General features: G+C 60.9%; 8 protein-coding genes and 1 tRNA gene. 2 read left to right on the forward strand and 7 right to left on the reverse strand.

Annotation, left to right across the window (positions count from 1 at the left end):
- Window positions 1-119 precede the first annotated feature (119 nt).
- Window positions 120-1,757: a CTP synthase gene (gene pyrG / locus CKA38_RS08740; RefSeq protein WP_108825127.1), complete on the reverse strand. Its 1,638-nt coding sequence runs from the start codon at window positions 1,755-1,757 to the stop codon at window positions 120-122.
- A 172-nt stretch (window positions 1,758-1,929) separates the two neighbouring features.
- On the opposite strand from pyrG, the gene CKA38_RS08745 reads away from it, so the two are divergent.
- Window positions 1,930-2,005 (forward strand) — tRNA-Ala (locus CKA38_RS08745).
- Window positions 2,006-2,066: 61 nt separating this feature from the next.
- Here CKA38_RS08745 and CKA38_RS08750 read toward each other — a convergent pair.
- From CKA38_RS08750 to CKA38_RS08765, 4 genes are all read right to left on the reverse strand, one after another.
- Complete coding sequence (locus tag CKA38_RS08750; RefSeq protein WP_108825128.1) at window positions 2,067-2,393, reverse strand: hypothetical protein; 327 nt, start codon at window positions 2,391-2,393, stop codon at window positions 2,067-2,069.
- Between the two features lie 88 nt (window positions 2,394-2,481).
- On the reverse strand, window positions 2,482-3,900 hold the full coding sequence (locus CKA38_RS08755) for an oxidoreductase (RefSeq protein ID WP_202863886.1): 1,419 nt from the start codon (window positions 3,898-3,900) through the stop codon (window positions 2,482-2,484).
- 35 nt (window positions 3,901-3,935) lie between these two features.
- Window positions 3,936-5,306 carry a glycosyl hydrolase gene (locus CKA38_RS08760; RefSeq protein WP_108826511.1) on the reverse strand — a complete coding sequence of 457 codons (1,371 nt, stop codon included), beginning with the start codon at window positions 5,304-5,306 and terminating at the stop codon, window positions 3,936-3,938.
- 14 nt (window positions 5,307-5,320) lie between these two features.
- A complete protein-coding gene (locus tag CKA38_RS08765) occupies window positions 5,321-6,124 on the reverse strand; it encodes a 3-ketoacyl-ACP reductase (RefSeq protein WP_108825129.1) in 804 nt (267 codons plus the stop codon).
- Window positions 6,125-6,210: 86 nt separating this feature from the next.
- Between CKA38_RS08765 and CKA38_RS08770 the strand changes: the two genes are divergently transcribed.
- Entirely contained in the window at window positions 6,211-7,035 is an 825-nt protein-coding gene (locus CKA38_RS08770) for a helix-turn-helix domain-containing protein (RefSeq protein WP_108825130.1), read from the forward strand.
- A 3-nt stretch (window positions 7,036-7,038) separates the two neighbouring features.
- Here CKA38_RS08770 and CKA38_RS08775 read toward each other — a convergent pair whose 3' ends face one another.
- Window positions 7,039-9,174, reverse strand: coding sequence for an alpha-galactosidase (locus tag CKA38_RS08775; protein ID WP_236918973.1), 2,136 nt, complete (start codon window positions 9,172-9,174; stop codon window positions 7,039-7,041).
- Between the two features lie 119 nt (window positions 9,175-9,293).
- The gene (locus tag CKA38_RS08780) at window positions 9,294-10,988 is read right to left on the reverse strand and encodes a tetratricopeptide repeat protein (protein ID WP_152032754.1); all 1,695 of its coding nucleotides are present in this window, start codon (window positions 10,986-10,988) and stop codon (window positions 9,294-9,296) included.
- Window positions 10,989-11,309 lie beyond the last annotated feature (321 nt).

The following is an 11,309-nucleotide window of genomic DNA, read 5'->3' on the forward strand; positions in this document are numbered from 1 at the left end:
TCAACAAAAACGCCGGACGCATCAAGCGCGTCCGGCGTTTTTTTGTGTGTGCAAGCGGCGTCTTTTCCGCGGCCGAAACACATGGGCCCATGCCATGTGCCGGCCTGCCTCAATACCGCTTACTTTCCGCGCGTGTTTTTCTTTGCGGCGGGTTTTGCTTTCTTGGCGTGCTTCACCGCGGCGCCGATGAATGCGGCGAAGAGCGGGTGCGGCTGGTTCGGCTTCGATTGAAACTCGGGATGGAACTGCACCGCGAGAAACCAGGGGTGGTTTTTGATCTCGACGATTTCGACGAGGTTTCGGCGGGGATTGATGCCGCTGACAATCATGCCGGCGCGGTGGAGCTGGTCGATGTAGGCGTTGTTGACCTCGAAACGGTGGCGGTGGCGTTCGCGAACCTTGGACTGTTTGTAGGCCTTGGCCGCGAGCGTGCCGGGAGTGAGCGCGCAGTCGTAGCTGCCGAGGCGCATGGTCGCGCCCTTGTCGATGACCTTTTTCTGCTCCTCCATCAGGTTGATGACGGGGTTGGTGCAGTCGGGCGCAAACTCGGTGCTGTTGACATCATCGAGCTTGAGGACGTTGCGGGCGAATTCGATGACGGCGATTTGCAGGCCGAGGCAGAGGCCGTAGTAGGGAATGTTGTTTTCGCGGGCGTAGCGGGCCGCGGCGATTTTGCCATCGGTGCCCCGGTCGCCGAAACCGCCGGGCACGAGAATGCCGTCGAGGCCCTTGAGTTTTTTCGGGGCGTTTTTGGAGTCGAGCTCCTCGGCGTCGATGCGGACGATGTTGACCTTGCAGTTGTTGGCGATGCCGCCGTGGGTGATGGATTCGTAAACGGATTTGTAGGCGTCCTGAAGCTCGATGTATTTGCCGACGACGCCGATGGTGACTTCGTGAGCGGGGTTTTTGATGCGGCGCACGATTTGCTGCCAGATGTTCTTGGCCGGGCGCGGATGTTTTTCGGTGAGGCCGAAGAGTTCGATCACAAGGTCGTCGAGGCCCTCTTTTTGAAGCGCGAGAGGGAGTTCGTAGATCGAGGAAACGTCGGCGCACTGGACGACGGCCTTGACGGGGACGTTGCAGAAAAGGGAAATTTTTCCGCGCAGGCTGGCGTCGAGCGGGTGCTCGCAACGGCAGGCGATGATGTGCGGCTGGATGCCGATTTCGCGCAGCTTGGCGACGGATTGCTGCGTGGGCTTGGTCTTGAGTTCGCCGGCGGCCTGGAGGAAGGGGACGAGCGTGACGTGGATGAAAATGCAGTCGTTGCGCCCCACTTCGAGGGCGAACTGGCGGAGCGCCTCGACGAAGGGCAGGCCCTCGATGTCGCCGGTGGTGCCGCCGATTTCGGTGATGAGCACATCGACGTCCTTGGTGGATTGGTAGATGCGCTCCTTGATTTCGTTGGTGACGTGCGGGATGACCTGGACGGTGTTGCCGAGGTAGGCGCCCTGGCGTTCCTTTTGGATCACGTTTTCGTAAATCTGGCCGGAGCTCATGCTGTTGAGGCGGGAGAGCTTGCCGCTGGTGAAGCGCTCGTAGTGGCCGAGGTCGAGGTCGGTTTCCGCGCCGTCCTCAAGCACGTAAACCTCGCCGTGTTGGAACGGGCTCATGGTGCCCGGATCGACGTTGAGGTAGGGGTCGAACTTTTGCATGCGGACTTTGAGGCCGCGCTGTTCGAGAAGCGCTCCGAGAGCAGCAGCCGTGAGGCCTTTGCCAAGTGAAGATACAACACCACCAGTTACAAAAATGTATTTCATCGGGAAAGGTAATGGATATGCGGTGAGGCGGACACGTTACAAGAAAAAGTAAGTTTGCGGGGGCGGAAATTTTCCGACGGAGGGGGCGTTTGGGTGTGTGGAGAAAAAATGGGGCAAAAAAGTCCTTGCATTTGACGGCGAAACTTTGATCCTCGCCCCTCACTTTGGTTACGGGCTCGTAGCTCAGTTGGCAGAGCGCCTCAATGGCATTGAGGAGGTCGTCAGTTCGATTCTGATCGGGTCCACCAAGTGAGCGGGAATGGCGAGCGTCATAGGGATGCGATAAGGTTTGACTAAGTCAAACTACGTTCAAAACGGGTAAAATGCAAACCACGGAACGCCAAAAACGCCCTCGTCTTGTCGCGCGTATTCATAAGAGCCGCAGAACGGACGGGTGCACGCGCCGGAGTCGATGTTGAGGATGAATGTTTCGTTTCCGTCGATGTCGACGCTCACCCTGTCGACTCCGGTTACGAGAAGTGCCCCGTGGCCGTTGGTGCGGGTGCCCATGTTCATCGGTGTCAACACGGTGATCGCGTGCTTGGGCGTTGGTGGTTTTATGTTGTTGCCGAGCTTCCTGAAGACTTCCTCGGATGGGGTTGTATAGTTGCATGCGCAACGCGAGGTGTTGCGCATGCAAACGGAATCACTCATCCGGTTTTTTTCGCGTCGCGCTTGAGTTGCTTGAGGATGGCGTTCGCAGGGCAGTCGCGGTAGTTCGGGTCTAGCGGGTAGCAGCCGGAGACCAGGCCGTTTCTCGGGCTGTCGTGCAATCGGATAGCGTGCGGCAAATTGCGCGGGTTTGCAGTTTGCCGGTTTCAAGCGAGTCGGCAATCATCCCCGGGTAGGACAGGACCATGCGGCCCATGCCGACCATGTCCGTCCATTTGTTTTCAACGAGCGCTTGCGCGACTTGGGGCAGGTAGTCTTGCAGATAACTCAACCCGGTCGAAACAATTGGCATTTCGGGCACGGCTTGCTTGAGCGTTTGCGTGGCGTGAATGATGCGCGCCACTTCGTTCAACGGGTCGCGTATGAGTTGGTAGCCGTCGGAGGGCGGGATGAACGCGGGGCGCTGAATGTGGGGATTGTAGTAGGGCGAGCCGCAGGTGATGTTCACCATTGCCACGCCCCAGCTTTGCAGGAGTTTTATGTATTCAATTGGCTCCGTCAGGTCGAATTCCGTCGGGTTGTTCGGATTGACGCCGAAGCCGTGCCGGTAGGGCAGGCAGGCGGAGCAATCTTCGGGGATGCCGGAGCCCGGCGCGCCGGGGCGCGACTTGGCCGGATCGGGGCGATGGGGCACGAGATCGAACGCGGAGAGGCGCACGCCGATGATGAGGCGCGGGGCGGCTTGTTGGATGCCTTGAATAATCTCCCGCGCGAGTCGCGTGCGATTTTCGAGCGATTCGCCGCCGTAGGGTCCGGGGCGCGTGCGGGCGGAGAGAAACTCGTGGAGCAGATAACCGTGGCATTGCTTCACATCGACAAACGGGATGCCTTCGCGTTCGCACATCACGGCGACGCTCACGAATTTTTCGACGAGTCGCTTGAGTTCGTCGTCGGTGAAAACGGCGGCGTCGGAAGTGACTTGGAACTTGCGGTCGAGAATGGGGTGCCGATAAGCGACGCGGGGTTCGAGTCGCGTCTTTTCGTTGGGACGGCAGAAGCGTCCGGAGTGCGTGAGTTGCACGCCCCAGAGGAGGTCCGATGTCGTGCCGAAGCGTTCTTTGTGCGCGTCGAGCATTTGTCCGGCGGTGGCGACGATTTCGCCGATGGTGTCTTCGCGAAGGATGAGTTGATTGGGGTTGGCTCGGCCTTCGGGAACAACGGCCATGGCTTCCAAGCCCCAAAGCAATTTGGCACCGGACTGGCCGAAGCGCCGCCAGCGGCGGGCAACGAGTTCGTTGGGATGTCCGTCGGTGGTGGCGTCCCAGCCTTCCATCGGATGAATGGCCCAGCGATTGCCGACCGTGACGGAGCCGATGCGCATCGGCGCGGCCAGCGGTGAGGTCGCGGATGTTTTGATCGCGTCGTCCACCGGAATGTCGATTCCAAGGGCGGCCATTCGTTGGCGAAGCGAGGCGGTGTCGCGCAGTGTGGCGATTTTGACGATGTCTTGTTCGGGCGGGAGTGTTGGCATAAATGTGGAATGCGGAGTTCGGATTGCGGAATGAATTAGAAACTGAAGAACGTGTAATATTTGCCTTCGGCCATGCGCTGGATGAGGAGGGCGAGTTCCATGGCGTGGTAATCGCCCCACATGCAAGATTCGCCGCAGGGAATTTTGCTTCCGGCGGGTGTGTGATCCCAGCCGTTGGGACGGTGGTAGATGCTGTGGAGGAGAAGGCCCTCGTGCTTGGTCGCGGTGGAGAGATACGGTTCGCTGAAAAGTGTCCGGGCGGTTGTCAGGCCGGCGGCGAGATAGCGGGCGGCGAGCTTGGGTTTCTTTTTTGCGAGATAGTTTGCGAGGCGGATGAGGCCTTGCGCGGAGATGGCGGCGGCGGAGCTGTCAACGGGTTCGTGGTCGTTGAAGGGATCGGCGGGGCGGTTGAGGTAATCGCCCATGTGCGCGAGGCCGGGCGCGCCAGTGTCCCAATACGGAATGCCGTCGGTCGGAGTTTGCCCGATGTGGAAATCGGCCGTGGCGCAGGCGGTTTCGAGGAACGATGCGAGGACGCGCGCCTTGCCGCCGTGGGGTTTGAACTCGGCGTCGGAAAGCGTGGAGAGAAACTCAAGTTGCTCGGCGTAACCGCAGAGAATCCACGAGAGGCCGCGCGTCCACGTGGTGAAGGGAGAGTAGCCTTGTTGCGTGCTGGGGCAGCGGTAGGAGCCGTCGTTGGTGTTGAAAATGGATTCGTGCACGACGCGTCCGCGGATGTCGTAGGCGTCGCGATTTTTGCCGTAATAGACGTTGTAACGCGCGGTGGTGCCGGCGTGTTTGATGAGGCGTTCGAGCAACGAAATGCGCCGGTCGCGCTCGCCCATGAGAACGTGGCCGAGGCGGTGCGAGAGTGCGAGCGCGCGGAGCGAGCGCACGGTGTCGGAGAAGAGCGAGTGCGGGCCGTTGAAGGAATAAATGTAACCGGTGCCGTCGGGCAGGTCGGTCCAGCGCGCGGCTTGCACAGCGCCGCTTATTTTGATGGCGAGCTCATAAAAATCGATGTCGCCGGCGGTCGCGGGCGCGAGTCCGGCGCGGGCGAGGTGGAGCAGGTTGCCGTAGGTGGAAACGTTGTTAAAACCGTGGTCGTGCACGCCGATGTGGCTGACGTGACCGGCCATGTGGCGGCGCGTGTTTTCGCGGCCGAGCGCGAGGAATTTTTTCTCACCGGTGGCCGCGTATTGCAGGATGGGCATGCCGAACTGAAAGCCCTGCGTCCACTCGGTCCAGCCGCGCGAGGTGTAGCGTCCCTCGACGGTGAAAACGGGCGTGCCCTTGTCGGGATTCCACGCGCGGTTGAGGAGCGTGATTTTTTTTGCGGCGGTGGAGAAAAGGCGCGCGGTGTCGGCGGCGAGTGCGCGCGGGGTGAGGGTTGTGTCGAGTTTGATTATGATAAAAAGAATCAGAGTTTTCGGAGGGTGAAGCCGCCGTCGATGGGGATGACCGCGCCGGTGGAAAACGGGAGCCGGCCTTCGATCACGGCGCGCACGGCGAGGCCGACATCCTCGGGCGTGCCCCAGCGGTTTTGCGGGACGTTGCCGTCGGCGAGGAACTGGTCGTATTTGGTTTTCACCGTGCTGGTCATGTCGGTCGCCATGATGCCGGGGCGCAGCTCGACGACCTGGATGTTTTCCGGCGCGAGGCGGATCGCCCAGAGTTGCGCGGCCATCGCGAGGCCCGCCTTTGAAATGCAATAATCGCCGCGCGAAATCGACGCGGTGTTGGCCGATGTCGATGTGACGTAGATAATTTTAAAACCACTTGGGAGCGCGCATTCGGGGCGCGGCTCGGTGAGCCAGTGACTGGCGATCGCTTGCGTGAGAAAATACGGGCCTTGCAGGTTTGTGCGGATGAGGTGCTCGAAGGATTCCTCGGTGGCTTCCGTGATGTCGGCGCGGATTTTTGGCGCGATGCCGGCGTTGTTCACGAGGGCGTCGACGCGGCCGAGTTGCGCGAGTGTTTCGGAGACGAGGCGACGGCGGTCGTCGGCGCTGGAGATGTCGGCCTGGACGGGGATAAAACGTTGCGCGGCTGGGTTTGGCGCGGCGGCGCGGCAGAGCGCGGCGGTTTCGTTGGCGGCGTCGAGGTTGCCCGCGTAGTTGATGGCGACGGAGCAGCCGGCGGTCGCAAGCTGGACGGCGATGCCGCGGCCCAGGCCGCGACTGGCTCCGGTGACGAGGATGACGGGAACGGGGGGATTGGGCATGGGCGCGAGGATACACAAATATTGGCGGGTGCGTGAGGATTTTGTCGTTTCAAATTAGGACAAAATCGACTTTGATTTTGTGCAATATGACGATGACGCGTTTTCGCTCACTCCTTATCGACAAGGCCGGCGTGCGGATGCCGGGGTTGCATGTGATGCGGTTTGCGCTGCACAGGCACATGCCGGAGCACGCGTCGGTCGAGCTGCACAAACACGCGTGGAGCCAGGTGCTGTTTTACATGGACGGGCGGGGCGTGCAGATGTTGCGCAACGCGGAGGCGCGGATCGAGCCGGGCTCGCTCGTGGTGCTGCCGCCCGGCGCGCCGCATGCGTTTCGGAGGGAGAAGGCGCGCGCGCCGCTGTGCCTGATGATCGATTTTCAGATGAAGGGCGCGCGCGCTCATCGGGCGGACGTGTGCGGCCTGGGTCGCTCGGAACTTGCGGAGGTGCAGCGGCACCTGGCGCATTTGCTCAGGCTATACGACGGCGCGGGGAAGGCGTTTCGATGGGAATGTGTGCCGGTGATGCTACAATTGCTGGTGATGTTTTTGCGCGCGGCGGGCTGGATTGCGCGCCTGCGGCCCGCGCAGGCGGACGAGCTCGGGAGCGGCGCGGCGGTCAGGCAATTGCTCGCGAAGATGGACAAGAATGCGGCCCTCGCGCAGGTCGTGAAACAGAGCGGTTATCAGCGCGATTATTTGAACCGGCTCGTGAAGCGTGAGACGGGGCTGACGCTGGGGCGATACCGCGCGCAGCAACGGCTGGCGCGCGCAAAGGAGTTGCTGGCGCAGGGCGTGCGCGTGAGCGAGGTGGCCGCCGAGACGGGTTTGCCCGACCAGAGTTATTTTGCGCGCTGGTTCAAGAAACAGACGGGGCGGATGCCCTCGGCTTGGGCTCGGAGGAAGGAATGAAACCTACACGCGCTTGAGGTGCCAGAGCGTGCTGGTGAAATCGTGCCGGTGCGTCAGTGGCAGGCCGACGCGCATCAGGAAGTCGCCGCGCCACTGTTCGGCGGAATTGATTTCGTTGCGATAAGTGGCGTCGGGATCGAGCGCGCGCAGCCGCAACCGCGGCGCATGCCAGTTGGCGTGAATCAATGTGGTGACGTGCGTGACGATGGCCTCGCTCGCGTCCGGAAGCGCGATCATCCACGCGGCATCCTCGGTGGCAAATGGATCGGCGAGGCGGTAATGGTCGCCGTGGCGAATGAGGTGGCGGAGTTTTTTTGCGAGACGGGTGAGCGTTGCGGCTTCATCGCGGTCGGCTTGATTGAGCGCGCCCAGATCGAGTTCGAATCCAAATATGCCGGCGAGCGCGACATGGCCGCGCGTGCGCATGCTTGTGGCGCGGTGAACCTGGTGGTTGGGGACGGCGGAGATGTGCGCGCCCATTGTGCAGAGAGGATAAACCAGACTGGTGCCGTGCTGGATGCGGAGGCGGGCGATGGCGTCGGAGTTGTCGCTCGTCCAGATTTGCGGCGTGTAATGCAGCATGCCCGGATCAAAGCGTCCGCCGCCGCCGGAGCAGCCCTCGATGAGGATTTCGGGGAAGCGGGCGAGTATGCGCTCGAGGAGCGAATACACACCGAGGATGTGACGGTGCGCGGTTTCACCTTGCCGCCCGGGCGGAAGCGCGGCGGAGCCGATTTCGGTGAGGTGCCGGTTCATGTCCCATTTGATATAGCGGATCGGCGCGGAGGCTATGACCGCCTCCATTTGCGCAAAAATCGCATCAACGACTTCGGCGCGGGAGAAATCGAGGACGAGCTGGAAGCGGCTTTGTGTGCGGGGGCGATTTGGAAGGTGCAGGCACCAGTCGGGGTGTTGCTCGTGGAGGCGACTTTTTTCGGAAACCATTTCCGGCTCGAACCAGAGGCCGAATGCGAGGCCTTGGTCGTTGATGCGCTTGACGAGTGCGGAAAGTCCGTCGGGGAGTTTGTCCTTGTTGACAAACCAGTCGCCAAGGGCGCTGTCGGGGGCGCCGCGTCGGCCGAACCATCCGTCGTCGAGGACGAAGAGCTCGCAACCGATTTCGGCGGCGATGGAGGCGATGCCGGCGAGTTTGTCCTCCGTGAAATCAAAATAGGTGGCCTCCCAGTTGTTGATGAGGACGGGGCGCTCGCGATCACGCCACGGCCCGCGCACGAGTCGTTCGCGATAGAGCCTGTGGTAGGTGCGGGAAAGCGCTCCGAGTCCTTGCGAGGAATGAGCGAGAACAACTTCGGGCGTGTGAAAAGTTTCGCCGGTTTCGAGCCGCCACGCAAAGCCATCGGGATGAATGCCGGCGAGCGCCCGCGGACGCCGGTATTGATCAACGTCAACGCCGCCAATGTGATTTCCGCTGTAAACGAAACTGAAGCCGAAAACCTCGCCTTGCTCTTCCGTGGTTTCGGGCGAGGCGAGTGCGAAAAAGGGATTGTGCTGGTGGCTGCTCGCGCCGCGCCGGCTGGCGATCCATTGTTCGCCGGAGTGAAGAGGCTGGCGCTCCACCCAGCGTTCACGCGCCCACGCGCCGGGAAGATGGATCATGTCGAGCGGGCGCTCCGGGAAATCGATCGCGGCGCTGAGAGCCCGGCGAAGCGTGACGGGTTGCGCGCCTTCATTTTTCACTTCAGCGGAGCGCGCGATGGCGTCCCTGTTTGCGAAAACCGCATAGCGCAGCGTGACGAGAATGTTGGATGGCGCGTCGCGCAGGAGGATTTCGAGCGTGGCGGCCTCGTCGTCGGTTTCGGCGTAGGTGGAGGGCAGGCCGGGGATGGGCGGCTTTCCCGGAATGATGCGGTGGCTTTCGTAGGCGAGGCGCAATCCGCGCGAGCCGTCGGCATGCTCGACGTCAATGGCGGGCGGGGCGAAGTCGCCGGTGTTGGCGGTTGGATATTCGGAGGGGAGAATGTCGAGCGGTGTGCGCGCGCCGTCGCTGTTGCGGATGTCAGTGCTGAACGGACGCACGGGAATATCGAGCAGCTTGGCGAAGTCGGCGCACGCATCGGCTGAAACTTTCGGCCCCCAGTAAAGGTGGCAGAGCGTGCCTTGCGGATGCACGCCGATCACGTAGCTCGAAGCGGCGCATTGGAGGAAGAAGAGCGGCTGCGAGCCGGTGACTTGAATGAGGGGGCGGTTGGCATGGGAAGGATTATTTTTGGTGAGGGAGTTTAATTCATAAAAAGCGTTCAGTTTGCCGGCGGTTTGACGCGGGCGGCGGCTTCCCGGATGCTTTTGTTATCGGGGAACTGAACAAGTGCGTTTTTTAGAAAAGCGGCGGTTTGTGAATCGGGGGGCGTTTCGACGCTGAGGGTGATGTCGGCAACAAGTGCGCACAGGTCTTCTTGGACGGGGCGTTGACGGGCGGCCCTTGCGCATATTTCGAGAAGTTTCCGGGCTTCGGCATCGGGCATTTTTTGACCGGGCGAAAGTTTTTCCTGTTTTTCGCCGAGGAGCATGCGCGCGTAAGCGACGAGCGCGCGGGCGGGGGCATCCGTTTTTTCCGTCACGCGCTTGAGGATTTTATGCGCGCGGACGGAATCGCCGAATTGCGATTCCAAGTCCCCAAGCGCGGCGAGTAGTTTTGTGTCCCGCTCCCCGCGCCAGTAGGCGACGCGCAGCTCGTCGAGCGCCTGCGTGTTTTTGCCCTCGGATTGGAGGATGCCCGACTTGATTCGCGCGATGTCCGACTGTGTTGATTGCGAGATTATCGTTTCGGGCATCGGCGGGATTTTGCCGCGCATGCCGGTTGAGCGCAGGATGCTTGTTGACGATGTGAAGGAAACCAGCAGCCGGTCCATTTTTGCATACGACATGCCGAATATGGCGGTGAAGGTGGATTCGTCGACGGGACCCTGGCTCGTCTGGCTGGCAAACTGGATGAATTGTGGCGAGTAGCGGGAGCCCTCCCCGTAAAGGCCGAACTGGACAAAGGCGCTGGCGGCATGAACGTGGCCGGGATTGCGCGGGTTGAAATCTTCAATAATTGATTTCAGCGGGGCGAGCTGATGGTCGCCACCCCGGGCGATTCTGATGGGTTTGTTTCCGAGGGCGATTTCACTTTGCGAGACGGTCATCGATTCGATGAGCCAGCCCAAGCCTTGCTGAAGCCACGGCGGGGCGGGGGGGCGCAGCCGGGATATTCTGAGGCGGGCAAATTTTGAGTTCGTCATGCCCGCAAGGCGTTCTTCCGAAATTTTGGAATTGTTGAGGGTGCCGCCGGCGCGGACTTTTATATAAATACCGGCGCCGAGTGTGTGAATGTTGACCACGCCATCAACGAGCGGCAGGTCGTCGGGTGTGGATATTCGGGATTCGTCAGGTTGCCCGGGCGGGAGCATGGCTTCGATTGCGGGATCTTGAAATATGTCATTGGCATTGTTGTCCGTCATGTCCGTGTGGATTGGCATCGCCGCACTTTGGGATGGCGGAGTGATTCGGGCGGAGGCGGCGATGTTCTCCCATTCGATGGGCATGGGGTTCTCGCTGGAGAGCCATGGGTTGTCCTCGGAATCGATGAGTATGAGCGGGTTGTCTCCCGGGATTTTGGTTCCGAGCGCCGGCCAGAACAACGCGGAGGCCAGCTGGCGCAGTTGGAGTTCCTTTACGAACACATTCGTATTCTTGGCGGACAGTCTGCTCAGAACCTCGAATCCCTGCATCATGATGACGCGTTTTCCGATGGTAACCTCCATGTCGGGGATGACGACATGGAGCCATGATTCGGGATCGGGCAGCACGCGTTCGCCCTTCACTATGTAGGCGGGCAGCTCGACAAAATCCTCCCGCGCCGCATCCGCCGGTAGTTTTGTTTGCGCGCGCGCCGTGGAGGAATTCCCGATCAAGGACAGAAGGAGCAGTCCCAAAATAATTGCGTATGGCATGGGGATGGTGTGGTGATGCGGCATTCTTTTTTGTTCGGGGCAAAAGGCTCGGTCATTGCAGGAAGGCGACGGGTGAAATGGCAAGGAGCGTATATCCGTATATTATGTGTTTTCCATGGGGCCGCGCATGCGCCGGAGCACAGGTGTGTTCAAAGTGTGTGGCTTTCCGGTGGCGGTGGAATTGTGTTCCGTCGGTGCATCGTTACGTTTTAATTTTTCCCCAAATGCCCGCCCCTGCCTCCTCACCTAAACAGCGTTTGTCATTCACTCATTCCGTGGACGGGATGACCGCGCTGTAGACATCCTCTCCCAAACGACAAA

It is taken from the genome of Ereboglobus luteus, assembly GCF_003096195.1.
In the GTDB taxonomy this organism is placed as follows: domain Bacteria; phylum Verrucomicrobiota; class Verrucomicrobiia; order Opitutales; family Opitutaceae; genus Ereboglobus; species Ereboglobus luteus.

Excerpts from the sequence above, each read along its gene's own strand:
- CKA38_RS08780 (WP_152032754.1), bottom strand. The coding sequence starts at position 10,988 with ATGCCATACGCAATTATTTTGGGACTGCTCCTTCTGTCCTTGATCGGG.
- CKA38_RS08770 (WP_108825130.1), top strand. The coding sequence starts at position 6,211 with ATGACGATGACGCGTTTTCGCTCACTCCTTATCGACAAGGCCGGCGTG.
- CKA38_RS08765 (WP_108825129.1), bottom strand. The coding sequence starts at position 6,124 with ATGCCCAATCCCCCCGTTCCCGTCATCCTCGTCACCGGAGCCAGTCGC.
- pyrG (WP_108825127.1), bottom strand. The coding sequence starts at position 1,757 with ATGAAATACATTTTTGTAACTGGTGGTGTTGTATCTTCACTTGGCAAA.
- CKA38_RS08755 (WP_202863886.1), bottom strand. The coding sequence starts at position 3,900 with ATGCCAACACTCCCGCCCGAACAAGACATCGTCAAAATCGCCACACTG.
- CKA38_RS08750 (WP_108825128.1), bottom strand. The coding sequence starts at position 2,393 with ATGCGCAACACCTCGCGTTGCGCATGCAACTATACAACCCCATCCGAG.